This is a genomic window from Kitasatospora brasiliensis (assembly GCF_032654805.1).
Classification (GTDB): domain Bacteria; phylum Actinomycetota; class Actinomycetes; order Streptomycetales; family Streptomycetaceae; genus Kitasatospora; species Kitasatospora brasiliensis.
This window is the reverse complement of sequence record NZ_JAUOOW010000003.1, coordinates 724,845-747,415: the sequence shown is the minus strand read 5'-3', so window position 1 is coordinate 747,415 and position 22,571 is coordinate 724,845. Positions and strand designations below refer to the sequence as shown.

The following is a 22,571-nucleotide window of genomic DNA, read 5'->3' as shown; positions in this document are numbered from 1 at the left end:
GGCCGACATCGAGGAACATACACAGAGCCACTGACAATGCACCCTTGGTAATCGAACAAGCTCAGCTCCATCCCCGGAGGGGCATCGACCCGGGACCGACCGCCGTCGCCAAGGGGTCCGCCGAACCGCGAACCGCGAGCCGCGAGCAAACGGATGACAGCGAACAGATAACAGCTGACAGATAACAGATTTCGAAATCTGTTATCTGTCAGCTGTCATCTGTCGACCGTCACGTGGGTCGCCCGGGTCGCACGGGTCCACCGGGCCCGGCGGGATTGTCAGTGCCGCGGGTTAGGGTCGGGAACCATGCGACTGCTGCATACCTCCGACTGGCATCTCGGGCGCTCGTTCCACCGGGAGAGCCTGCACGACGCCCAGCGCGCCTTCCTGGACCACCTGGTGGATGTGGTCCGCTCCGAGGGCGTGGACGCCGTGCTGGTCGCGGGGGACGTCTACGACCGGGCGCTGCCCGGCCTGGAGGCGGTCGCGATGTTCGACGACGTCCTGCACCGCCTCGCGGACCTCGGAGTGCCGACGGTCTTCATCAGCGGCAACCACGACTCGGCCCGCCGCCTCGGGGTCGGGGCGGGGCTGATCGGGCGGGCCGGCATCCATCTGCGGACGGACCCTGGCGGGTGCGCCGAGCCCGTCCTGCTCGCGGACGAGCACGGCCCGGTGGCGGTGTACGGGCTGCCGTACCTGGAGCCGACCCTGGTGCGCGAGCGGTTCGGGCTGGCCAAGGGCGGGCACGCGGCGGTGCTCGGGGCGGCGATGGACCAGGTCAGGGCGGACTTGGCGACGCGCCCTGCCGGGACCAGGTCGGTGGTGCTGGCGCACGCCTTCGTCACCGGCGGCGCACCGAGCGACAGCGAGCGGGACATCGCGGTCGGCGGCGTCGCTTCGGTGCCCGCCTCGGTCTTCGACGGGGTGCACTACGCCGCGCTCGGCCACCTGCACGGCTGCCAGACGCTCGCCCCGCACCTGCGCTACAGCGGGTCCCCGCTCGCCTACTCCTTCTCCGAGGTCAAGCAGCGCAAGACCATGTGGCTGGTCGACCTGGCCGCCGACGGCGCGGTGACGGCCGAGCGGGTGCCGTGCCCCGAGCCACGCCGGCTGGCCACCCTGCGCGGCACCCTCGACGCGTTGCTCACCGACGAGCGGTACGCCGAGCACGAGCAGTCCTGGGTGCAGGCCACGCTCACCGACGCGGCCCGGCCGAGCGAGCCGATGGAGCGGCTGCGACGCCGCTTCCCGCACACCCTCCAGCTGCTGTTCGACCCCGAGCGGAGCGAGGCCGAGCCCTCGCAGTCGTACGCGGCACGGGTCAGCGGCCGTGCGGACCTGGAGATCGCCGAGGGCTTCCTGCGGCACGTCCGCCCCGGCGCCGAACCGGAACCGGACGAGATCGGCTGGCTGCGCGAGGGCTTCGAGCGCGTCCGGGAGACCACCGACCGGAAGGCGGACCTGCCCCGATGAGGCTGCACCGGCTCACCGTCACCGCCTTCGGCCCGTTCGCGGGCAGCGAGACGGTGGACTTCGACGCGCTCGCCGCCGGCGGGCTGTTCCTGCTGCGCGGCGCGACGGGCGCGGGCAAGAGCAGCGTGCTGGACGCGGTCTGCTTCGCCCTGTACGGCGAGACGCCGGGCGCCCGCCGGGCCAACCGGCTGCGCAGCGACCACGCCGACCCGAAGCGGCTGACCTCGGTCGAGCTGGAGCTGACCCTCGGCGGGCGGCGGCTCCAGGTCACCCGGCTGCCGGAGCAGCGCCGCCCGAAAAAGGTCGGCACCGGCACCACCGTCGAACGGGCCCAGACGCTGCTGCGCGAGTGGGTCGCCGACGCGGGCGACGGCACCCCCGGCTGGCGCGGCCTCAGCAAGTCGCACCAGGAGGCCGGGGAGGAGATCCACCGGCTGATCGGCATGAACCGGGAGCAGTTCTGCCAGGTGGTACTGCTGCCGCAGGGGGACTTCGCCCGTTTCCTCAAGGCCGACTCGGAGGAGCGCGGCAAGCTGCTGCGGCGGCTGTTCGACACCGAGCGGTTCCAGCACGTGGAGGCCTGGCTGGCCGAGCAGCGGCGCGGTCAGGAGGCCGCCGTCCAGGCAGGGCGGCGCCGACTGCGGGACCTCGCCAGCAAGGCCGAGCAGGCGGCCGGTCCGAACGCCGAACCCGCCCGGGGCTGGGTGCCGGCCGAGGACGACGACGCCGCCCTGGCCGCCGGGGTGCTCGGTTGGGCGGCGGTCCTGCGCAGCGGCGCGGCCGAGCAGCTCACCGTCGCCGAGGCCGCCCTCGCGGGCGCCGAGGCGGCCCAGCGCGCCGCCCAGGGGCAGCGGGAGGCCGCCGAGGAGTTGGCCGGTCGCCAGCGCCGGCACCGGGAGGCCCGGGAGCGAGCCGAGCGGCTGGCCGGCTTCGAGGCCGCCGCGGCCGCGGACCGACAGCGATTGGCCGCCGCTCACGAGGCGGTCGGGGTGGAGTCCGCGCTGCGGCTGCGGGAGAGCGCGGCCGAGGCGCTGCGGCGCGCGCAGCAGGCGGAGTTCCGGCACCGCGAGGCACTGACCGGCGCCGGCGGCGAGGGGCAGGAGCTCGCCGGGGCGGACGCGGCCGGGCTGGCCGAGGCCGAGCTGCGACTGCGGGCCGAGGTGGTCCGACTGGAGGCGGCCCGCGCGGAGGAGCGGCGCTGCGCCGAACTCGCCCATGAGCAGCGCTCCCTGACGGAGGAACGGCGCGCGGTCGAGGAGCTGACCGAGGAGGCCGAGGACTGGCTGGCCGAGTTCGAGGGCGAGTTGGGCCGGCTGGAGCAGCAGCACACCGAGGCCCGGACGGCGACCGCCCGGGTCGAGCAACTGGACGGGCGGCGCACGGAGTTGACGGTCCGCCTGGGGGCGGCCCGGGAGCGCGACGGCCTGCGTACCGAGATCGCCGCGGCCGAACCGCGGGTCACCGACCTGCGGACGGCCGCGCTGGACGCCCGCGAGCACAGCCTGGACCTGCGGGACCGTCGACTGCACGGCATGGCCGCCGAGTTGGCGGAGCAGCTGCGCTCGGGCGAGGCTTGCCGGGTCTGCGGTTCGCCCGAGCACCCGGCGCCCGCCGAGGCCGCTCCCGGCGGCCGGGTCGGCGCCGAGGACGAGGAACGGGCGCGCCGGGCGCAGGCCGACGCCGAACGGCTCTGGTCGGAGGCCGAGCAGGCGCTCACCGCCCTGCGGGTCCGCGAGGCCACCGCCGCCGGCGCGGCCGGTCCGGACGGTGCGCAGGCGCTCGCGCAGGCCCTCGCCGAGCTGGAGCGCGAGCACCGCGAGGCGCGGCACGCGGCGGAGGCGCTCGGCCGGGTCGAGCGGGAGATCGCCCGACTGTCGCAGGACCGCGCCCGCCGGGTCGAGGAACTGCACGAGGCCAAGGAGCGCACCGCCGTCCTCTCCGACCGGTTGCTGGCGCTCGGCGCCGAGCAGCGGACGCTGGCCGCCCGGGTGGCCGCCGCCCGGGGCGAGGCGGCCTCGGTGGCCGACCGGGCCACTGCCCTCAGCCGGCTCACCGAGGAGGTCGCGGCCACGGCCACCGCCGCCCGGGCCCACGCGGAGGCGTCCGTCCGGCTCGGCGAGGCCGAGGACGAGCTGGGCAAGGCCGCGGTCGGCGCGGGCTTCCCGGACGCAGCCGCGGCACTGGCGGTGCTGCTGCCGCGCGAGGAGCGCGAGCGGCTGGAATCCCGGCTGGAGCGGCACCGCGCCGAGACCTCCGCCGTCCGCCGCGAGCTGGAGCTGCCGGAGCTGGCCGAGGCCGCGGTCCGTCCGCCGGTGGACCTGCCCGCCGTCGCGGCCGCGCTCGGTGCCGCCACCGACCGGCTCGGCCGGGCACACGCCGCCCACGCGGCCGCCCGCGAGCGGTGCGGGGCGCTGGCGGAGATCGGGCGGCAGCTGACCGCCCTCGCCGCCGAGCTGGCCCCGGCGCTGGACCGGTACGGGCGGATCAACCGGCTCGCCGCGCTCGCGTCCGGCACCTCCAGCGAGAACCGGCTACGGATGCGCCTGGAGTCGTACGTCCTGGCGGCGCGGCTGGAGCAGGTCGCGGCGGCGGCCAGTGACCGGCTGGTCCGGATGTCCGGCGGCCGCTACACCCTGGTCCACAGCGACGACCGGGGCACCGGCACCAAGCGCTCAGGCCTGGCCCTGCGGGTGGTCGACGCCTGGACGGGCACCGAACGGGACACCGCCACCCTCTCCGGCGGCGAGAGCTTCTTCGCCTCGCTCTCCCTCGCCCTGGGCCTGGCCGACGTGGTCACCGACGAGGCCGGCGGCATGCCGCTGGACACCCTCTTCATCGACGAGGGCTTCGGCACCCTCGACGAGCAGTCCTTGGAGGAGGTCATGGACGTCCTGGACGGGCTGCGCGAACGGGACCGCGCGGTCGGCATCGTCAGCCACGTCGCCGACCTGCGCAGCCGCATCCCCGCCCAGCTGCTCGTCCGCAAGGGGCGGCGCGGCTCGACCCTGGCGCGGGCCGGGCGGGAGGACGCGTAGCGCGGGCGCCCGTCGGGTCAGCCGGAGCAGGCGATGCGCTGTGCCTGCTGCCAGGCGCACACCGGGCAGAGGGTGCTGCCCGGCTGGTCGGCGGGCAGTTCGGTCGGTTCGCCGCACAGCACGCAGTCCGCGCGCGGCCCGGCCGCCGTCGGGTCGTGCCGCAGCGCCGCCGCCGCTGCGGCGTCGGGCCCGAGTTCGCAGACAGCCGCTTCCTCGTTCGTACCGGTGTCGCTCATGCCGCCTTCCTACTCCGGTCCCGTGTCCTGCCGCAACACACCCCCGGCGGATGGGACGGATGGGGAGCCGCCCCACCGCCGCCCCGCCCCACCGCCGCCCCGCTCCCCGCCGGCCGCTAGCGTGGCAGCCATGGCCACCGACCTGCACCGACGCCTGCTCGCCGCCCGCGCCACCGACCCGTCGTACCCGGAGGTGGGCGCCACCCGCGGTGGGGGCGGGCGGCTTCCGGACGGCTACGCGCACCTGCGGCGGCGGGTCCATCTGGGGCGCGGGCCGGAGGTGCTGGAGCGGGCCGGGCGGTACGTGCTCGCCTGGGGCAGCCAGTTGGGCACGGGCTTCGCGGTGTACCCGGCCGGCCCGGCCCGGGAGGGCGGGACGGTACTGCTGCGGCTGAACCTGCCGGGGCGCCGGTGGCCGCGGCTGGTGATCCCCTGCCGGGTGGTGTGGGTGGTGGACGAGCCGGGCCGGATCGGATTCGGCTACGGCACCCTCCCCGGCCACCCGGAGTGCGGCGAGGAGGCGTTCCTGGTGTCGATGGACGCCGACGGCGAGGTGTGGTTCGAGGTCACCGCGTTCTCCCGGCTGTCCGCCTGGTACGCCAGGCTGGGCCGCCCGGTGGCGCTGCTCTGCCAGCACCTGGCGATCGAGCGCTACCTCGCCGCGGTGGCCGCGCACGTCCGCTGAGCCCACCCCCGGCCCGCCCCGCGCCCCGTACCGGGCCCCGGCACCCGCCCTCAGCCCTCAGCCGTCAGCCGTCAGCCGTCAGCCGAGGAAGGACAGCCGGACCGTCCGGCGCGGGTTGTCCCCGTTGGTGTCGACCAGCACCACCGACTGCCAGATGCCGAGCGCCAGTTGACCGCCGAGCACCGGCAGGGTGGCGTGCGGGGCGACCAGGCCGGGCACCACGTGGTCCCGGCCGTGGCCGGGGCTGCCGTGCCGGTGGCGCCAGCGGTCGTCGGCCGGGAGCAGGTCGCGCAGGACGGCGAGGAAGTCGTCGTCGCTGCCGGATCCCGTCTCCAGCACGGCGATCCCCGCGGTGGCGTGCGGGACGAAGATGTTGAGCAGGCCGTCGCGCCCGGCGGCCCGTTCGTCGAGGAACGCGGCGCAGCGGTCGGTGATGTCGAGCGCGACCTCGCGGCTGCCGGTGGTGATCTCGAAGGTGCCGCTCTGGAAGACGCTGGTCGGGAGCGAGCCGGTCTGGGTGGGGTGCTTGGTGTCCGCCATGGCGCCATCCTGTCCCAGGTCAGGGGGCTGGGCGTACTCCCTCGCCGACTCGCCGCGCCGAAGAGCGGGACTCGCGTAGGGTGAAAGGTTCAGACCACAGCGGCCCTGAGCGAGCGGGGAGCCCGCCCTGGCGGTGCCCGGACACACTGAAGACCCGGCGGACCGGACGGTCCACCGGGTCGGTTCCCGACCGGGCGGCGGGGAGGGACCCTTGCCGCGTCGGCCGGACCAGCCGGCTGTACTAGCCGCGCCCGCCGAAGAGGCTCCGCCGCAGCCGACGCAGCGGCGTCAGCAGCGAGATCCTGGTGTGGCGACGGCGGGCCGTCGGGGCCTCAGCGCCACGCGGCGTGAGCTCCCTTATCAACCCGAGCGCCTCGGCGGTGTCCACCGCCGGGAGTGCGGGCGCGCCGAGCACGGCCAGGTGTCGGTCGATCCGGCGGCCGGTCGTGCCGACACCGCACTGGATCGCCGGCACGCGGGGCCGAGTCCGCACTTGCATGTGTTCCATCAGTTTTCCCACCCCTACGAGGCGCCAGGGCCGTGAGGCGAAGACTATCCGTGACAGACGGCCTTCGCGCAACCGTCCTTGGTGTTGTGCCACCGTACCGTGCGGCGTCAACTGACGAAGCACCAGGGGCCGACCGTCCGGATCACGACTAGGCATCAATGATGGTGCACGACCGGCCGTTCGTCACCAGGTCCGGGAAACATCCGCCGCGCGCCCCGCATGTCCGCCTCCCATATAGGGGACAGGCGCCACATCGACAAAGCGATCACCGGACGGCCGCCGAGCCACTCCCCGAGCCACTCCCCGGGCCGCTCGCCACGCGGCTCACGGCGTCGATCCCCGCACGATCACCGCGCCCAGGACCGGCGAACGCACCGCCACCGTCCGACTTCAGGAAGTGAACACATTCGAGGGATTGACTCCGGTCGATCATCCAAGCAATATCAGATGCACACGCCAGTGCCCGCACCGCACTCAGGCGTGTGTTCGAGTGATGAAGAACAACGAGGAAGAATTCCGGCTCCCGCGAGCCACTGCCCGGCCGCCTCGACGCTGCGGCGGCCAGGCTCGCACGGTGCCCGGACGGGCGGTCGGCCGTAGAGGGTCGGCCGGACCGCCACCTGACTGCCGGTGCCGCCCCGCGAGGGGCTCGGCACCGGCGGTCCCGGGTTCCCCACCCGCGACACCCGCCCGTGACACCCGCACGCTGCGCCCGCACGCAACACCCCCGCAGCGCCCCCGGGCGTCGCTCCGAACACCCCGAAGGCCCCGAAGGCCCCGAAGGCCCCCGAACCGGACGTCCACGCAGGTCGCGCCCGGTGGGTCGGTAAACTCGGCCAGCGTGTCCCTCCTCCTCAGCATCGTGCTCCCGGTCCACGGCGTGGAGCGGTACCTCCCCCGCTGCCTCGACTCGATCCTCGGCGACACCCCCGCCGCGGAGACCCGTTTCGAGGTGATCGCGGTCGACGACCTCTCCCCCGACGGCTCCGGCGCGATCCTGGACGCCTACGCGGCCCGCGACAGCCGGCTGCGGGTCCTGCACCTCACCGAGAACCAGGGCCTCGGCGGCGCCCGCACCGCCGCTCTGCCGCAGGCCCGCGGGGAGTACGTCTGGTTCGTGGACAGCGACGACTGGGTGCCCGAGCGGACGGTCAGCGTGCTGCTGGACGAGCTGGTCCAGGAGCGCCGCCGGGAGACCCCCGCCGACGTGCTGATCACCGACTTCACCCACGTCTACCCGGACGGCGGGACGGAGTCCAACCCCTGGCGCCACGTGCTGACCGGCTCCCCGCTGGTCGAGGGCTGCACGCTGGCCGAGCACCCGGCGCTGTTCCAGACCGTGATGTCGGTGTGGAACAAGGTGTTCCGCCGCGACTTCCTGGACGGCCTCGGCGTCTCCTTCGGCCGCGGCTACTACGAGGACATCTCGGTCACCTATCCGGCGCTGCTGGCCGCCGAACGGCTGCGCTACCTCGACCGCCCCTGCTACTTCTACCGACGCGGCCGGGACGGCGCGATCACCGCCACCGCCTCCCCCAAGCACGCCGACGTGTTCGCCCAGTACGACGCGATCTTCGCGTTCCTGGACCGCTCGGACCGCCCCGGCCCGCCCGTCCCGGACTCACTGCGCACCCTGGTCTTCGACCGCACCGTCCGCCAGGCGCTGAACGTCTACGACACCCCGGGGCTGGTCCCCACCGATCTGCGCAAGGACTTCTTCCAGCGGATCTCCCGGCACTTCGACCGCCACCGCCCGACCGGCTACCGCTTCCCCGGCGGGGTGCGCGGCGTGCAGTACCGGCTGGCCGCCCGCGGCGCCCGGATCGCGTACGCGGAGCTGCGCCGCACCGGCCGGCTGCCGCGCGAACTCAAGCGCGGGGCACGGGCAGTGGCGCCCGCGGTGAAGAAGGGGGTGCGCAGCGGCGCCCGGTTCACCGCGTACAACGCGTTCCGCCGGCTGCCGCTGGACGAGAACCTCGCGGTCTACGCCGCGTACTGGCACCGGGGTTACGCGTGCAGCCCGGCGGCGATCTACGAGAAGGCGAAGGAACTCGCCCCGCGGATCCGGGGGGTGTGGGTGGTGGAGAACCGCGCCCAGGCCGCCACGCTGCCGCCCGGGGTGCCGTACGTGATCGTCAACACCCCCGCCTACCTCAAGGCGATGGGGACCGCCAAGTACTTCGTCAACAACGTCAACTTCCCCCGCACGATGACGAAGCGGCCGGGCACGGTACACGTCCAGACCCAGCACGGCACCCCGCTCAAGGCGATGGGCATGGACCTGCGCGACCACCCGGCGGCGGCCGAGGGGATGGACTTCGAGCAGCTCCAACAGGCCGTCGACCGCTGGGACTTCCTGGTCTCCCCCAACCCGCACACCAGCGGGCACTTCGCCCGCGCCTTCCCCGGCCGGTACGAGATGCTGGACACCGGCTACCCGCGCAACGACCGGTTGGCGAACGCCACTTCGGACGAGGTCCGGGCGATGCGCGAACGGTTCGGACTGCGGCCGGACACCCGGGCGGTGCTGTACGCGCCGACCCACCGCGGCAGCAAGGGCGGTTACGTCCCGCTGCTCGATGTGGCCGCGCTGGCCCGGCAGTTGGGCCCGGACTTCACGCTGCTGGTGCGCACCCACTACTTCCACACCGACGGTCCGGGCGACTTGACGAGGGCCGGGGCGCGGTCGGCGGACATCGTGGACGTCTCGGCGCATCCCACGGTCGAGGACCTCTACCTGGCGGCGGACGCGCTGGTGACGGACTACTCGTCGATGATGTTCGACTACGCGGTGCTGGACCGGCCGGTGGTGATCTTCGCCCCGGACTGGGAGGAGTACCAGCGGGACCGCGGCGTCTACTTCGACCTGTTCGCGGAGCCGCCGGGCGCGGTCACCCAGGACGCGGACGCGCTGGCGCGGGCGCTGCTGGCAGGCGACCCGGAGCCGGCGGCGCGGGCGCGGTTCCGGGAGAAGTTCTGCGTCTGGGACGACGGCGGTGCGGCGGAGCGGGTGGTGCGCCGGGTGTTCCCGGTGGACGGACAGCGGAGCAACCCGCTCGGCGGATAGCGGGGCGGCAGCCGGCCAAGCCCTGGTCGAGCAGCGGTAAAACCACGGTCAAACAACGACGACGGGGCCGGTGGCGCCTCTGCGGCGGCCGGCCCCGCCGGTGCGAGCTCAGCGCTGGCGGGCAGCCCGGAACTCCTCGAACGTCAGGACGCCGTCGTGGTCGGTGTCCATGCTGTGGATCAGCGCCTCGGCCATCGAGAGGGTGACGTCGTGGTCGCCCATCTCGTTGGCGGCCAGGGCGTATTCGGCCGCGGTGATCTTGCCGTCGCCGTCCTTGTCGAAACGGTCGAAAAAGGCCTTGATCGCCTCAACGGTTTCCATCGTGCCTCCTGCGTACTGCGGGGTTTCGCCCGGTTCGGACGGCCGTACCCTACCCCGGCCGTGGCGCGCGCCACGGTCTCCGGGAGTGGACGCGCTCGGGGGTGGGTGTCGTAGTCTGCGGATCTGATTGCAGGCCCGGGCTCCTCCCGGGCGGTCGTTCGTCCAGGGAGGGAATCGTGCTCGACCTCGCCACCAAGTTGGTGCTGAAACCGGTCTCGCGGGGGATCTGGCGGCCGGTCATCGAGGGGATCGAGAACGTGCCCCGCAAGGGCGGGGTGATCCTGGCCAGCAACCACCTGTCCTTCATCGACAGCGTGGTGATCCCGCTGACCGCCCCGCGCCGGGTCCACTTCCTCGCCAAGGCCGAGTACTTCACCGGCACCGGGCTCAAGGGCCGGCTGTCCAAGGGCTTCTTCGAGGCGATCGGCGCGGTGCCGGTCGAACGCGGCACCTACCGTTCCGCCCAGGCCTCGCTGGAGTCGGCGCTGGAGATCCTGGAGGACGGCAAGGCCTTCGGCATCTACCCCGAGGGCACCCGCTCGCTGGACGGCCGGCTGTACCGGGGCAAGACGGGCGTCGCCTGGCTCGCGCTGACCGCGGGCGTGCCGGTGGTGCCGGTCGCGCTGGAGGGTCCGGAGCAGATCCTGCCGGTGGGCAAGCGGGTGCCGCGACTGAAGAAGGTGACGGTCCGCTTCGGCGAGCCCTTGCACTTCGACGAGCTGCACGGGCAGGCCCGCTCGCTGAAGGCCCGTCGGCAGGTGACCGACGAGGTGATGGCGGCCATCCAGCGGCTCTCCGGCCAGGAGGTCGCGGAGAGCTACAACGAGGTCCCCAAGGCGGCCTGACCGCTCACGCCGGCTGCCGGACGGCCGCCGACGCCTGCGGCGCGTCGGGGGCGTCCGACACGCCCGTCACCTCCGGCGCCTCCGGTGCCTCCGGTGCCTCGCGGCGCAGCAGCGCCGCGTACCGGCCGTCCAGTGCCACCAGTTCCTCGTGGCTGCCGAGTTCGACCACTTCGCCGCGGTCCAGGACGGCGATCTGGTCGGCGGCCCGGATGGTGGAGAGCCGGTGCGCGATGGTGATGGTGGTGCGGCCGGCGGCCAGGGTGTCCACGGCCTGCTGGACAGCCCGTTCGGTGCGGTTGTCGAGCGCGCTGGTGGCCTCGTCGAGAATGAGCACCGGCGGGTTGCGCAGGATCGTCCGGGCGAGTGCGAGGCGCTGCTTCTCGCCGCCGGAGAAGCGGTAGCCGCGCTCGCCGACCAGGGTGTCGTAGCCGTCCGGGAGGGCGGCGATGGTGTCGTGCACCTGCGCGGCCCGGGCGGCCTCGACCAGTTCGGCGTCGCTCGCGCCGGGCTTGGCGAAGCGCAGGTTCTCGGCGACCGAGGCGTGGAAGAGGTAGGTCTCCTGGGAGACCACGCCGACGGCGCGGGCCAGGGTGTCGAAGGAGAGCTCGCGCACGTCCACGCCGTCCAGGGTGACCCGTCCGCCGGTGACGTCGTACAGCCGGGGGACGAGGTAGCTGAGGGTGGTCTTGCCCGAGCCGGTCTCGCCGACCACGGCCAGTGAGCTCCCGGCCGGGACCGCGAGGTCGAGGCCGGCCAGGGTCGGGCGTTCCTGCGCGGGGTCGTAGCGGAAGTCGACCGCCTCGAAGCGCACGTCGCCGCGGATGTCGGCCAGGGTGACCGGGTCGGCCGGTTCGTCGATCTCCACCGGCAGGTCGAGGTACTCGAAGATGCGCTGGAAGAGGGCGAGCGAGGTCTGCACGTCCACACTGGTGGAGAGCAGGCTGACGGTCGGGCGGAACAGGCCCTGCTGGAGGGTGACGAAGGCGACCAGGGTGCCGACCGAGACGATCGGCGCGCCGGCGGCGGAGGTCAGTCCGGCCGCCCAGTAGATCAGCGCGGGCATCGCGGCCATCACGATCTGGATGGTGTTCATCCGCCAGCGCCCGGCCATGCTGGCCCGCACCTCCAGGTCGGCGAGCTGGTCGGACTGCTCGGTGAACTCGTGGGCCAGCGAGCCGGATCGGCCCATCGTGCGGCCGAGCAGGATGCCGCTGACCGAGAGCGACTCCTGGACCGCCGAGCTCATCGCGGCCAGCTGCTTCTGGCGCTCGGTGGTGATCTTCTTGCGCTCCTGGCCGACCCGGCGGCTGATCCAGACGAACAGCGGGAGCAGCAGCAGCGAAATGACGGTCAGCCGCCAGTCGAGCGCGACCATGGCGACGACGGAGGCGACCACCGCGGTCAGGTTGGAGACCAGGCTGGTCGCGGTGGAGGTCACCGTGGACTGCATGCCGCCGATGTCGTTGGCGATCCGGGACTGCACCTCGCCGGTGCGGGTGCGGGTGAAGAAGGCCAGTGACTGCCGCTGGAGGTGGCCGTAGACGGCGGTGCGCAGGTCGTGCATCACGCGCTGGCCGACGGTGGTGGAGATCAGCGTCTGGAGGACGTTGAAGATGCTGTTCACCACGGCGGTCAGGATCATCCCGAGTGCCAGCAGGCTGAGCAGCCCGGTGCGGCCCTGCGGGATGGCGGTGTCCAGGACGGCCTTGAGCAGGAACGGAGAGACGACGGAGACCACGGCGGAGGCGGCGACCAGCAGTCCGACGACGGTCAGGCGGCCCGAGTACGGGCGGAAGAGCGCGAGGATGCGGCGCCACTGGGCCGGCGGGCGGGGCTCGCCCTCGGCGCGTTCGGGCGGGGTCCAGTCGATGGCGGTGGGTCTCAAGGACGGGCCTCCCTGGGGTGGACGGCGGCGCGGACGGCCGGGGGGATGGATGGGCCGATGGCGGGACTATAGCGAGGGTAGCTCATAGTTAGACAAGCTAATAGTGAGATAGCCTCTATTCCCGACCCTCGGACGTCGCCGACCGCCCCGACCGCCCCTGCCGTCAGTTCGTCCGGTAGGTGCGCGCCGCCTTCGAGGAGACGCCACCCAGCTTGCCGGAGGGCAGCGCCCGGGCGAGGGCCACGGCGACCTTGTACCGCTTGCTGGGCACGGACACCACCCGGCCGCGCGCCAGGTCGCGCATCGCCTCGTTCACCACCCGCTCCGAGGAGAGCCAGGACCAGGAGGGGATGTTGCCGGTGCCCATGCCGGCCCGCTCGTGGAACTCGGTCCGGGTGAAGCCCGGACAGAGCGCCATCATCCGCACGCCCGTACCGCCGAGGTCACGCATCACCCCCTGGGTGAAGCTGACCACCCAGGCCTTGCTCGCACCGTAGGTGCCGCGCGGCAGGAAGGCGGCCACCGAGGCCACATTGACGATCGCACCCCGGCCGCGCTCCCGCATGCCGGGCAGGGCGGCCGTGGTGAGCCGAAGGATCGCCTCGATGTGCACCTTCAGCATGTCCAGTTCGTCCTGGAGCGGGACGACCCCGAAGGCGCCCTTGTTGCCGAAGCCGGCGTTGTTGACCAGCAGGTCCACCGGCCGCGCGGAGTCGGCGAGCCGAGCCTCCACGGAGCCGATGCCCTCGTCGGTCGCGAGGTCGGCGGTCAGCGTCTCCACCTCGACGCCGTGTTTCGCGTGCAGGTCGGCGGCGGCGCGCTCCAGGCGCTCGGTGTCGCGGGCCACCAGGACGAGCCGGTAGCCGCTGCGGGCGAGCCGGCTGGCGAAGGCGGCTCCGATGCCGGCGGTCGCGCCGGTGATCAAGGCTGTGGTCATGCCCCCGACCGTACCCATTCACCGCGTCCGCGCCCACATCCGGGGCAGGCCGCCAGCTCAGCGGACTGCGGATGCAGCCATCCGGAGGTGCTCGTACTGTCGAACAGGGGCATCGTCCGACCGGGCGGTGAAATCCAGTTGAGGAGGCACTTCTGATGCTTACTCAGTTCCGGACCGAAACGGCCACGACGTCACGCAGCGCGACGCTTGAGGCCGAGACACTCGCGAGCCTGATGGTGGAGGACGAGGCCGTCGTGTCCGACGCGCCCACGTACCTGCCCGAGGCCGCCGGCGCGGTGCTGCTGGCCGCGCTCCTGCTCCTCTCGCCGAAGGGACCGAAGGAGAAGCCGACCCGGTAGGGCCGCTCCTCCCCCGTCGGGCTCCGCGCCCGTGACCAACCCTCCGAAGGGGGACCCGATCACCATGCCAACCGCCGAGACCCCTCTCCGTGACGAGTTCGCCGCGGCGGTCGAGCGGGTGGCGGACCGGACCCTCGCCGTTCTCCAGGACGGCGAGGGCACGGCCGCACTCGCGGACCCCGACAGCGTCGTGCCCCGCTCCCTGCTGGCCGCGGTGCGCGTGCTCGGCGCGGACCTGTTCGCACCGCGGCTGCTCACCGGCGCGGAGCCCGACGGCACCACCGCCGCCCTGCTGGCCGAGGCGCGCGCGGCCTTCCCCGCACCCGCCCCCTCCTCCGAGGAGGCCGCCCTGGTGATCGGCTGGCAGGACTGGGCAGCCGGACGGCTGCTGGCCCGCACGCCGTACGGGTCGTCCGGGTCGGACCCCGCCGCGCTGTCCGGCCCCGAGGCCATCGGCTGGCAGGCCTGGTCCAAGCGGATGGCCCAACTGTCCGCGCTGGCACTGCCGACGCTGGACGGCCCGGTGCACGACGCCGCCCGCGCGCACACCCTGGACCTCGCCCGCGGCACCGTCCGCTGCATGCTTCGGCGTGACCCCACCACCGCCGTCCGGCTCGCCCGGTGGCTCGCCTGGGCCCACGCCGACGGCCAGGCACTCCGGTTGGAACTCGAACCCGTCCTGGACCGGATCCGCTTCGCCGGTGACGGCACCGCCCGCTCCACTCTCGAACTCGCCATTGCCCAGCGCCTGTTGCACGGCCCGTCGAACGGGGCGACGAGATGACCGACACCGCGGTGCTCACCACCGCCCAACAGCTCGGCTCCCGGTCGCTGGCCTGGTTGCACGAGGGCTACCAGCGCGGCTACAGCCGCCTGGAGGAAAGCACCATCGTCGACCTGGCCGACCCGGAGGACGTCTACAAGCCGCTCTGCGAGGCCGCCCTGGCCTCCTCCCTGGTGCTGCGCGACGGCGTCGCCGGCCCGCACGACGCCCGGCTCGCCCGCGAGCTGCTCGACGCCGCCTGGTCCCAACTGGGCGAGGGCGACTTGCTGTTGGAGCGGCAGCTGCGGCACGTCACCCTCGTCGACCCGCTGGAGACGTACGGCCACTTCGCCCGCTCCGGCTACCGGCACGCCGCGATGGAGGAGCTGCTCACCTCGATCGGCCGGCTCCGGGCCGTGCACGCCGTCGAGATCCAGGGCAGCCGCCACCTCGCGCTCGCCAACGCCCGGCGGATCTCCGGCCTCGAACCCCAGCCGGACTGGCCCGAGTTGGCCAGGAGCACCTGGCTCGGCGCCCTCCCCGAACCGTGGACCATCGCCTGGGTGATCGCCTACCAAGTCACCCACACGGTCTTCCACCTCACCGACTGGGGCGCCCGGCCCGAGTGCCTGCCCGAGCCGATGCGCGAATACCTGCGCGACTGGCTGCCGGTCTGGCTCGACATCTGGCTGGAGATCGAGCAGTGGGACCTCGCCGGTGAACTGCTCATCGTGGACTCCTGCATCGGCGAACCGGTCACCGGACGAGCCGGCTGGGAGGCGCTGGCCGCGGCCCAACAGGAGAACGGGATGATCAAGTGCGAGGGCTCGGCCCCCGACAACGACGACCCGGAAGAGGACTTCCGCCAGCACTGCCACACCGCGGTGGTCGGGGTCGTGGCCGCCGACGTGGCGCTCTCCCGGGCGCTCGGCGGCACCCCGGTGGCCGCCCCTTGAGCGGGCTGGACGCCGCGGTCACGGCGGTGGTGCGGGCGGCCCGGCCGTACGCCACCGCCGTGACGGTCGCCCTGGCCGCCGGGGCACGGGCGGAGGTGCGCTGCTTCGGGCGGGTCGGACGGGAGCGTACGGCACCGACCTGCACCCCCGACACCGTCTTCGAACTCGGCTCCGTCAGCAAGACGTTCACCGCGCTGCTGCTCGCCGAGCTGGCCGCTCGCGGAGAACTCGCCCCGGACGACCCGGTCGAGGAACTGCTGCCGCTCAACTGGCGCTTGGCCGAAGCCCGTTCGGCGGAACCCATCCGACTGATGCACCTGGCCACGCACACCTCGGGCCTGCCCCGCCTCCCTCCCGGCCTGCTCGCGAAGGCCGCACCGGCCTGGTTCAGCAACCCGTACGAGGCGTACGGCGACGAGCAGTTGCGGGAGGCGCTGACCCGAACCTCCGTACACGACAGGCCCGGTAGCCGTTACTGGTACTCCAACTTCGGAGTCGGACTGCTCGGCCGCGCGCTCGCCGAGAGAGGCGGCCTTCCGTACGGGGAACTGCTCACCGAACGGGTCTGCGGACCGCTCGGGCTGCACGACACGACCTGCGCCCCGGACCAGCCGGGCCGGGCGACCGGATACCGGCACGGACGGGCACTGCCGCCCTGGCGCATCCCCGGGCTGCCCGGAGCCGGCGCGGTGCGAGCCAGCGGGGCCGACCTGCTGCGCTACCTGCGCGCCCATCTCGACGGCGGCGCCGGGGGGTTGGGTGAGACAGGGTTGGGCGCGGCGCTTCGGGACGTCCAGCGGCCGCGACTTCGGCTGCCGCGCTCCACCGACCGGATCGCGCTGGTCTGGATGCACCGCCGTTCGGGCGACCGGGACCTCTACTTCCACAGCGGCGGCACCCGGGGGTTCACCGCCTTCGTGGGGTTCTCGCCCGACGGCTCGGCGGCCGTCGCCGCGGTGGCCAACACCGCTCCGGCGCTGGACGGTCGGTTCGTCCAGGCCGGGTACGAGGCGCTGCGGGTGGCCAGCCGCTCCGAGTAGCCCGCTGGGACCTGCCCGTTCCGGTCAGACGGCCACGGCCTTGGCGCGGTCGGCGGCGATGTGCACCGCGAGACCGGCCAGGACGGTGCCCATCGCGTAGCGCTGGATCCGCAGCCAACCGGGGCGGCGGTTGAGGAAGGCCGCGATGCTGCCCGCGCTCAGTGCGATCAGGCCGTTGACGGTGACCGCTATCGAGACCTGGACCAGGCCCAACACCAGGCTCTGCACGGCGACATGGCCGCGCTCCGGGGCCACGAACTGGGGCAGCAACGAGATGTACATGATGGCGATCTTGGGGTTGAGCAGGCAGGTCAGGAAGCCCATCGCGAACAGCCGGCGCGGCGGGTCCGGTGGCAGCTGCTGCGGGGCGAAGACCGCCGCGCCGCCCGGCTTGACCGCCTTCCAGGCCAGCCAGAGCAGGTATCCGGCGCCGGCCAGCTTGATCGCGGTGTAGAGCGCGGGCACCACCGAGAACACCGCGGCCACCCCAGCCGTCACCGCGACCAGGTAGACCAGGAATCCGGCCGCGACACCGATCAGCGAGACCAGCCCGGCGCGGCGGCCCTGCGCGATCGAGCGCGAGACCAGGTAGATCATGTTGGGCCCGGGCGACAGCACCATGCCCAGGGCCACGGCGGCGATCCCGAGCACGGCGTGGCCGTCCACGGCGGATGTCAAGGCGTCCATGCGAGGAGGCTAGGGCGGGCCGCCGGGTCGATGCAATGATGACTTTGCCCTCGGTGCAATGCCCGGCTCGTTTCCTTGTTGCGGCGCGGGCTGTGACGAGGCAACGCAGGACGAGGGAACGCAGGAGGACCGATGGACGACTACCGCCGGATCGCCGACCGGATCGCCGCCGACATCGCGCACGGGCGGCTGCGGCCCGGTCAGCAGCTGCCGACCCAGCGCGCGTTCGCCCGCGGCCGGGGCATCGCCGCCTCGACGGCGGGGCGCGTCTACCGGGAGCTGGCCCGGCGCGGGCTGACCGTCGGGGAGGTCGGGCGCGGCACCTTCGTCCGGGCCGGGCGCGGGCCGGAGGGCGCCCGGGTGGCGCTCGCCGAACCGGCCGCCTCCCCGGTGGACCTGGAGCTCAACCACCCCTCCGTCCCAGGACAGGCCGAGCTGCTGGCGGGCGCGCTGGCGCCGCTGCTGCGACCGGACGCGCTCGGCGACGCACTGCGGCCGGTCGGCGCGGCCGGGACGGGCGCGGCTCGGCGGGCGTTCGCGGAGCTGGCGACCGCCGGGTCCTGGGAGGTCGGAGCGGAGGGGTTGCTGTTCGCCGGCAACGGGCGGCAGGCCATCGCCGGGGCACTGTCCGCGCTGGTGCCGCCCGGACAGCGGCTGGGGGTGGAGGAGCTGACCTATCCGGTGGTCAAGGCGGTGGCGCAGCGGCTGGGCATCGTGCCGGTGCCGCTGGCCATGGACGAGCACGGCCTCCTGCCGCAGGCGGTGGCGGCCGCCCACCGGGCCGGGCCGCTGCGCGCGCTGTACGTTCAGCCGCGGCTGCAGAACCCGCTCGGCGTGAGCCTGCCGGACGAGCGGGCGGCGGAGCTCGTGGGAGTGCTGCGGCGGCTCGACCTGCCGGTGGTCGAGGACGCCGTCTGGTCCTTTCTGCGACCCGAGTCGACGCCGCTCGCCGCCCTCGCGCCCGAGCGCACCGTGCTCGTGGACAGCCTCTCCAAGCGGCTCGCCCCGGGGCTGACCACCGGGTTCGCGGTCGTCCCTGCGACGTTGCGCGAGCGGGTGACGGGGGCGCTGCGCTCGGGCGGGTGGACGCCGAGCGGCTTCGCGCTGGAGGCGGCGGTGCGCTGGATCGGGGACGGCACGCTGGCGTCGCTGGCGGAGGCGAAGCGGGCCGACGCGGCGGCCCGGCAGCTGCTGGCGCGCGAGGTGCTGGCGGGGCAGCGGCTGCGGTCCGATCCGTGCTCGTACTACTTGTGGTGGGAGCTGCCGACGGGGTGGCGGGCGGAGGCCTTTGTGGCGGCGGCGGCCCGAGCCGGGATCTCGGTCACGCCCGCGACCGCCTTCGCCGTCGACCCCCGACGCTCGCCCGCCGCCGTCCGGGTCGGGCTCGCCTCGCCGCCGCTGCCGGTGCTGGCGCGGGCGTTGGGGACGCTGGCGGGGGTAGCGGGGGCGGGCGCACAACAGGCAGCGGACAGATAACAGATTTCGAAATCTGTTATCTGTCCGCTGTTAGCTGTTAGCTGTCACTCGTCGACCGCCACTTGTCGGCCGTCAGCCGTCGACCATCGACTGACGCCCGGCAGTGGCCCGCCGTCAGCCGCCCGTCCCGCTCCGGCTCCCCCGGACCGCCGCGTCCGCCGCGCCACCGGCACCGACCGCTCGCAGCCGGCTCGCGGCGGTGGCGGCGAGCTGCGGGGCGAGCCGGGCCACGTCCCGGGAGCCGACCACCGCGATCAGGCTCGGCAGCAGCCAGCGGACCGGCTGCATCCCGCGCAGCCAAGCCTGGGCGTAGACGTGGGCGGACCGGCGGGCTATCCCCGCGACGATCCGGTCCACGGCGGGCTCCAGCGGATACGTCTTGTTGGCCGGCCACGGCAGCCGGGAGCGCATCTGCTTCAGCACGGCGTCCTCGTCGGCCCCGCGCACCATGTCCGTGTCGGTCCAACTCAGGTACCCGACACCGACCTTGACCCCCTGGTAGGCCACCTCGGCGCGGATCGAGTGGGCGAAGGCCTCCACCCCGGACTTGCTGGCGCAGTACGCGCTCATCAGCGGCGCGGGGGTCAGCGCGGCGAGCGAGGCGATCTGGAGCAGATAGCCGCGGCTCTGGGCGAGCGCGGGCAGGAAGGCCCGCGCGGTGGCCACGCTACCGAGCAGGTTGACCTCGATGACCCGGCTGAACGCCTTGTGGTCGCTGTCGGTCAGCGGTCCGCCGAGGGCGATCCCGGCGTTGGCGACGACGGTGTCGATCCGCCCGTAGTGCTCCTTGATCAGCCGGGCGGTCTCCTCCAGCGCGTCGAGATCGGTGACGTCCACCTCCCAGCTGGTCGCGGACGGACCGCACTGCGCGGCGACGGCCTTCAATTCCTCCGGCTCCAGCCCCAGCAGGGCCACCTTGGACCCGCGCCGGGCGAGCTTGCGGGCCAGCGTCGCACCGACGCCGCGCGCGGCCCCGGTGATGACCACGACCTGGGCGGACAGGGGCGGGATGGCGTTCATGCGACAGCGGTCCTCTCGTCGACGGAAGCGGAATCAGCGGCGGTAACGGCAGGGACTTCAGCGACGGGCGCGGCCGTCAGGTACGCCCACGCCATCCGGTGGATCTCGGCGGCGACCTCCACCGGGCGCTCCAGCGGCGACATGTGGCCGACCCCGGGAAGCAGCAACAGCCCCTGTGGGTCCTGGAGTTCGGCGACGATCCGATGGGCGTGCACCGGCGGGGTCAGCCGGTCGCCGGTACCGACCACCACCGCCGTGGGCGCGGCGAGCCGGGCGAGCCCGGCATGGACGTCCAGCCGGTCGAGCACCGCGGCCCAGTTGGCACGGACGGCGGTCGGACAGGCGTGCACGATCCGGGCCGTCGCCTCGACCTGCCCGGCGGGCGAACCCGGCCCCATCGTCGCGTACTTGAGCGCGACCCGGGTGACCGGCGAGACCGGCCCGAGCGGCATCCGGGAGCGCAGCAGCTGCCGGTGCAGGAAGCGCCGCAGACCCCGGGCCCGTACGGCCGGCGGCAGGACGGTGAGTTCCTCCACCAACTCGCCCGGCCCGGTGGAGATCAGCACGGCGGCGGCGGTGCGCTCGGCGACCTCGGGGCGGCCACCGGCGGCCATGATGGTCATCCCGCCCATGCTGTGCCCGGCCAATACCGCCCGCTCCCCCGCCGGAACGGTCCTCGCGAGCACGGCGGACAGGTCCTCGGCCAGCGCCCGGGTCGAGTAGCGGGCCCGGCTCGGCGGGATCTCGCTGCGTCCGTGGCCACGCTGGTCGTAGGCCACCACCCGGTAGCGGTCGGCCAGTTCGCGGATCACCGGGGCCCAGAAGGCGGTCGAGCAGGTCCACCCGTGCGAGAGCACCACGGTAGGCGCACCGGGCCGACCGTGCACCTCGACGTACAGCCGGACACCGTCCGCCGAGCGGACGATCAACTCCTCCACCGGTACCGGGGGTTCGTAGTCGGCGGGCAGCGGGACGGAGTTCACGCGGAGACCTCCTGGACGGTGCGGGCGACGGCCGGCGCGGGGCGCATGATCAGCTCGTACTCGCCGAGGTCGACCTTGCGGGTGGCCCGGCGGAACGAGGTGGTGGAGCCGGGCCAGAGCACGGTGTTCTTGCCGCTCGGGTCGAGGTACCAGCTGGTGCAGCCGCCGGTGGTCCAGACGGTGCGGTCCATCCGGTGCTGGAGTTCGAGGTTCCACTGCCGCTGGGCGCGTACGGTCGGCTGCATCGCGGTGGCGCCGATCGAGTCGAGCGTGGTCAACGCGTCGACCATGTAGTTCAGTTGGGACTCGATCATCAGGATCATCGAGCTGTTGCCGAGGCCGGTGTTGGGGCCGATGACGAAGAAGAGGTTCGGGAAGCCGTGCACGGTCGAGCCGCGCAGGGCCTCCATGCCGTCCTTCCACTCCTCCGCCAGGCTCGTCCCGTCGGCGCCGAACACCCGGGCGCCGATGGGCATGTCGGTGACGTGGAAGCCGGTGCCGAAGACGATGGCGTCCGCCTCGTGCTCGCTGCCGTCGGCCGCGACCAGCGTGGAGCCGCGCACTTCGCGCAGGCCGGAGGAGACGACCTCGGTGTTGGCCGCCGAGAGCGCCGGGTAGTAGGTGTTGCTGAGCAGGATGCGCTTGCAGCCGATCCGGTAGTCCGGGGTGAGCTTGGCGCGCAGCTCCGGGTCGGCGACGCCCTGGGCGATGTGGCGTTCGGCGAGCTGCTGGACCATGCGCAGCAGTCCGGGGCGGCGGACGAACGCGTCCACCTGGATCTCGCGGAGGGCGAAGAGGGCGCCCCGGCGGATCTTCGCGGTGACCGGCAGGCGGCGGTGCAGCCGCCTCTCCAGCTGGGTGATCTCGCGGTCGCGGCGCGGCAGGACCCAGGCGGGGGTGCGCTGGAAGACCGTCAGCTTGCCGACCTCGGGCTGGATCGACGGGATGATCTGGGCGGCGGAGGCGCCGGTGCCGACCATCGCGACACGCTTGCCGGCCAGGTCGAAGTCGTGGTCCCAGCGGGAGGAGTGGAACACCTTGCCGGGGAAGCCGCTCAGCCCGGGAAGGTCGGGGACCTGCGGGTCGGCGAGCGGTCCGACGGCGGAGACGACGGCGTCGGCGGTCCACTGGCCCGCCGAGGTGGTGATCCGCCAGCGGGTCTGCTCGCTCTCCCAACGCGCTTCCAGCACATCGGCGTTGAAGCGGAGATGGGGGCGGATGCCGAAGACGGTGGCGACCTTCTCCAGGTAGGCGCGGATGTCCGGCTGGCCGGAGAAGCTGCGCGGCCAGTCCGGGTTGGGCGCGAAGGAGAAGGAGTAGAGGTGCGAGGGCACGTCGCAGGCACAGCCGGGGTAGCTGTTGTCGCGCCAGGTGCCGCCGACGGAGTCCGCGCGCTCCAGGACCACGAAGTCGGTGATCCCGGCGCGGCGCAGCCGGACCGCGGCGCCGAGGCCGCCGAAGCCGGAGCCGATCACCGCCACCCGGACGTGCGGGACGGTCTCCTGTGCAGCAGTGGTGTCGGTCGCTGCGGACGCGCCGGAGCGGGGGCGCTTGCTGCTGGATGCCATGCGGCAACCTCCTGAGGGTGGGGCGGTGATCGTCGCGCTCTCCCGGGGCCGTCCGCCCCGGGACCTCCCGGGGGGCTCGCCTCCCGGGGCCTCCCGGGGACTTCCTCCGGGACCCTGCCAATCGCGCCAGTAATCACTGGCACGGTTGGAGAGTAGCCCTTGCTGACACCGGATGGAAGAAGCA

The 22,571-nt window shown here is 73.6% G+C and carries 20 protein-coding genes; 10 read left to right on the top strand and 10 right to left on the bottom strand.

Translation table 11 applies throughout. The features are described 5' to 3' along the window. Window positions 1–306: 306 nt before the first annotated feature. Entirely contained in the window at window positions 307–1,476 is a 1,170-nt protein-coding gene (locus QWJ13_RS15405; protein WP_316524879.1) for an exonuclease SbcCD subunit D, read from the top strand. Next, window positions 1,473–4,511, top strand: a complete 3,039-nt coding sequence (locus QWJ13_RS15400) for an SMC family ATPase (RefSeq protein ID WP_316524877.1) — start codon at window positions 1,473–1,475, stop codon at window positions 4,509–4,511. Before QWJ13_RS15405 ends, QWJ13_RS15400 begins: the two co-directional genes overlap by 4 nt. Window positions 4,512–4,528: 17 nt before the next feature. Here QWJ13_RS15400 and QWJ13_RS15395 read toward each other — a convergent pair whose 3' ends face one another. Further along, a complete protein-coding gene (locus tag QWJ13_RS15395) occupies window positions 4,529–4,747 on the bottom strand; it encodes a hypothetical protein (protein WP_316524875.1) in 219 nt (72 codons plus the stop codon). Window positions 4,748–4,877: 130 nt separating this feature from the next. Between QWJ13_RS15395 and QWJ13_RS15390 the strand changes: the two genes are divergently transcribed. Beyond that, complete coding sequence (locus tag QWJ13_RS15390) at window positions 4,878–5,432, top strand: DUF1990 domain-containing protein (RefSeq protein WP_316524874.1); 555 nt, start codon at window positions 4,878–4,880, stop codon at window positions 5,430–5,432. A gap of 78 nt (window positions 5,433–5,510) precedes the next feature. Here the strand turns inward: QWJ13_RS15390 and QWJ13_RS15385 are convergent, their stop codons facing one another. Both QWJ13_RS15385 and QWJ13_RS15380 read right to left on the bottom strand, forming a co-directional pair. After that, complete coding sequence (locus QWJ13_RS15385; protein WP_316524871.1) at window positions 5,511–5,972, bottom strand: YjbQ family protein; 462 nt, start codon at window positions 5,970–5,972, stop codon at window positions 5,511–5,513. A gap of 241 nt (window positions 5,973–6,213) precedes the next feature. Then, window positions 6,214–6,480, bottom strand: a complete 267-nt coding sequence (locus QWJ13_RS15380; RefSeq protein ID WP_316524868.1) for a hypothetical protein — start codon at window positions 6,478–6,480, stop codon at window positions 6,214–6,216. Between the two features lie 841 nt (window positions 6,481–7,321). Here QWJ13_RS15380 and QWJ13_RS15375 point away from each other — a divergent pair. Further along, window positions 7,322–9,547 carry a bifunctional glycosyltransferase/CDP-glycerol:glycerophosphate glycerophosphotransferase gene (locus tag QWJ13_RS15375; protein WP_316524865.1) on the top strand — a complete coding sequence of 742 codons (2,226 nt, stop codon included), beginning with the start codon at window positions 7,322–7,324 and terminating at the stop codon, window positions 9,545–9,547. A gap of 108 nt (window positions 9,548–9,655) precedes the next feature. Here the strand turns inward: QWJ13_RS15375 and QWJ13_RS15370 are convergent, their stop codons facing one another. After that, window positions 9,656–9,868, bottom strand: a complete 213-nt coding sequence (locus tag QWJ13_RS15370; RefSeq protein ID WP_316524863.1) for an EF-hand domain-containing protein — start codon at window positions 9,866–9,868, stop codon at window positions 9,656–9,658. A gap of 176 nt (window positions 9,869–10,044) precedes the next feature. Here QWJ13_RS15370 and QWJ13_RS15365 point away from each other — a divergent pair, with 176 nt between their 5' ends. After that, the gene (locus tag QWJ13_RS15365) at window positions 10,045–10,713 is read left to right on the top strand and encodes a lysophospholipid acyltransferase family protein (protein WP_316524860.1); all 669 of its coding nucleotides are present in this window, start codon (window positions 10,045–10,047) and stop codon (window positions 10,711–10,713) included. Between the two features lie 4 nt (window positions 10,714–10,717). On the opposite strand, the gene QWJ13_RS15360 is transcribed toward QWJ13_RS15365, so the two are convergent. Both QWJ13_RS15360 and QWJ13_RS15355 read right to left on the bottom strand, forming a co-directional pair. Further along, window positions 10,718–12,598 carry an ABC transporter ATP-binding protein gene (locus QWJ13_RS15360; protein ID WP_316524856.1) on the bottom strand — a complete coding sequence of 627 codons (1,881 nt, stop codon included), beginning with the start codon at window positions 12,596–12,598 and terminating at the stop codon, window positions 10,718–10,720. A 163-nt stretch (window positions 12,599–12,761) separates the two neighbouring features. Continuing rightward, a complete protein-coding gene (locus tag QWJ13_RS15355; RefSeq protein ID WP_316524854.1) occupies window positions 12,762–13,535 on the bottom strand; it encodes an SDR family NAD(P)-dependent oxidoreductase in 774 nt (257 codons plus the stop codon). A gap of 155 nt (window positions 13,536–13,690) precedes the next feature. Between QWJ13_RS15355 and QWJ13_RS15350 the strand changes: the two genes are divergently transcribed. The 4 genes from QWJ13_RS15350 to QWJ13_RS15335 all read left to right on the top strand — a co-directional run bounded on the left by QWJ13_RS15350 (window position 13,691) and on the right by QWJ13_RS15335 (window position 16,653). After that, window positions 13,691–13,894 (top strand): hypothetical protein, encoded by a 204-nt coding sequence (locus QWJ13_RS15350; protein WP_316524852.1) that lies wholly within the window; start codon window positions 13,691–13,693, stop codon window positions 13,892–13,894. Window positions 13,895–13,958: 64 nt separating this feature from the next. After that, the gene (locus tag QWJ13_RS15345; RefSeq protein WP_316524850.1) at window positions 13,959–14,678 is read left to right on the top strand and encodes a hypothetical protein; all 720 of its coding nucleotides are present in this window, start codon (window positions 13,959–13,961) and stop codon (window positions 14,676–14,678) included. Then, window positions 14,675–15,613 (top strand): DUF6895 family protein, encoded by a 939-nt coding sequence (locus QWJ13_RS15340; RefSeq protein ID WP_316524846.1) that lies wholly within the window; start codon window positions 14,675–14,677, stop codon window positions 15,611–15,613. The genes QWJ13_RS15345 and QWJ13_RS15340 overlap by 4 nt, the downstream gene beginning before the upstream one ends. After that, entirely contained in the window at window positions 15,610–16,653 is a 1,044-nt protein-coding gene (locus QWJ13_RS15335; protein ID WP_316524843.1) for a serine hydrolase domain-containing protein, read from the top strand. Before QWJ13_RS15340 ends, QWJ13_RS15335 begins: the two co-directional genes overlap by 4 nt. Before the next feature lie 24 nt (window positions 16,654–16,677). Here QWJ13_RS15335 and QWJ13_RS15330 read toward each other — a convergent pair whose 3' ends face one another. Then, a complete protein-coding gene (locus QWJ13_RS15330) occupies window positions 16,678–17,340 on the bottom strand; it encodes a LysE family translocator (protein WP_316524841.1) in 663 nt (220 codons plus the stop codon). A 132-nt stretch (window positions 17,341–17,472) separates the two neighbouring features. Between QWJ13_RS15330 and QWJ13_RS15325 the strand changes: the two genes are divergently transcribed. Next, window positions 17,473–18,816 carry an aminotransferase-like domain-containing protein gene (locus tag QWJ13_RS15325; protein WP_316524839.1) on the top strand — a complete coding sequence of 448 codons (1,344 nt, stop codon included), beginning with the start codon at window positions 17,473–17,475 and terminating at the stop codon, window positions 18,814–18,816. 114 nt (window positions 18,817–18,930) lie between these two features. Here QWJ13_RS15325 and QWJ13_RS15320 read toward each other — a convergent pair whose 3' ends face one another. Genes QWJ13_RS15320 through QWJ13_RS15310 form a run of 3 tightly spaced genes read right to left on the bottom strand, consistent with a single transcriptional unit; the run spans window position 18,931 to window position 22,387 of the window. Beyond that, the gene (locus QWJ13_RS15320) at window positions 18,931–19,836 is read right to left on the bottom strand and encodes an SDR family oxidoreductase (RefSeq protein ID WP_316524837.1); all 906 of its coding nucleotides are present in this window, start codon (window positions 19,834–19,836) and stop codon (window positions 18,931–18,933) included. Beyond that, window positions 19,833–20,819 carry an alpha/beta fold hydrolase gene (locus tag QWJ13_RS15315; RefSeq protein ID WP_316524835.1) on the bottom strand — a complete coding sequence of 329 codons (987 nt, stop codon included), beginning with the start codon at window positions 20,817–20,819 and terminating at the stop codon, window positions 19,833–19,835. The genes QWJ13_RS15320 and QWJ13_RS15315 overlap by 4 nt, the downstream gene beginning before the upstream one ends. Next, window positions 20,816–22,387, bottom strand: a complete 1,572-nt coding sequence (locus QWJ13_RS15310; RefSeq protein WP_316524833.1) for a flavin-containing monooxygenase — start codon at window positions 22,385–22,387, stop codon at window positions 20,816–20,818. Before QWJ13_RS15310 ends, QWJ13_RS15315 begins: the two co-directional genes overlap by 4 nt. Between the last annotated feature and the right edge of the window lie 184 nt (window positions 22,388–22,571).

What these genes read in the sequence shown, in the direction of transcription:
- QWJ13_RS15405 (WP_316524879.1), top strand. Translation starts at nt 307, where the DNA reads ATGCGACTGCTGCATACCTCCGACTGGCATCTCGGGCGCTCGTTCCAC.
- QWJ13_RS15400 (WP_316524877.1), top strand. Translation starts at nt 1,473, where the DNA reads ATGAGGCTGCACCGGCTCACCGTCACCGCCTTCGGCCCGTTCGCGGGC.
- QWJ13_RS15395 (WP_316524875.1), bottom strand. Translation starts at nt 4,747, where the DNA reads ATGAGCGACACCGGTACGAACGAGGAAGCGGCTGTCTGCGAACTCGGG.
- QWJ13_RS15390 (WP_316524874.1), top strand. Translation starts at nt 4,878, where the DNA reads ATGGCCACCGACCTGCACCGACGCCTGCTCGCCGCCCGCGCCACCGAC.
- QWJ13_RS15385 (WP_316524871.1), bottom strand. Translation starts at nt 5,972, where the DNA reads ATGGCGGACACCAAGCACCCCACCCAGACCGGCTCGCTCCCGACCAGC.
- QWJ13_RS15380 (WP_316524868.1), bottom strand. Translation starts at nt 6,480, where the DNA reads ATGGAACACATGCAAGTGCGGACTCGGCCCCGCGTGCCGGCGATCCAG.
- QWJ13_RS15370 (WP_316524863.1), bottom strand. Translation starts at nt 9,868, where the DNA reads ATGGAAACCGTTGAGGCGATCAAGGCCTTTTTCGACCGTTTCGACAAG.
- QWJ13_RS15355 (WP_316524854.1), bottom strand. Translation starts at nt 13,535, where the DNA reads ATGACCACAGCCTTGATCACCGGCGCGACCGCCGGCATCGGAGCCGCC.
- QWJ13_RS15350 (WP_316524852.1), top strand. Translation starts at nt 13,691, where the DNA reads ATGCTTACTCAGTTCCGGACCGAAACGGCCACGACGTCACGCAGCGCG.
- QWJ13_RS15345 (WP_316524850.1), top strand. Translation starts at nt 13,959, where the DNA reads ATGCCAACCGCCGAGACCCCTCTCCGTGACGAGTTCGCCGCGGCGGTC.
- QWJ13_RS15340 (WP_316524846.1), top strand. Translation starts at nt 14,675, where the DNA reads ATGACCGACACCGCGGTGCTCACCACCGCCCAACAGCTCGGCTCCCGG.
- QWJ13_RS15330 (WP_316524841.1), bottom strand. Translation starts at nt 17,340, where the DNA reads ATGGACGCCTTGACATCCGCCGTGGACGGCCACGCCGTGCTCGGGATC.
- QWJ13_RS15325 (WP_316524839.1), top strand. Translation starts at nt 17,473, where the DNA reads ATGGACGACTACCGCCGGATCGCCGACCGGATCGCCGCCGACATCGCG.
- QWJ13_RS15320 (WP_316524837.1), bottom strand. Translation starts at nt 19,836, where the DNA reads ATGAACGCCATCCCGCCCCTGTCCGCCCAGGTCGTGGTCATCACCGGG.
- QWJ13_RS15310 (WP_316524833.1), bottom strand. Translation starts at nt 22,387, where the DNA reads ATGGCATCCAGCAGCAAGCGCCCCCGCTCCGGCGCGTCCGCAGCGACC.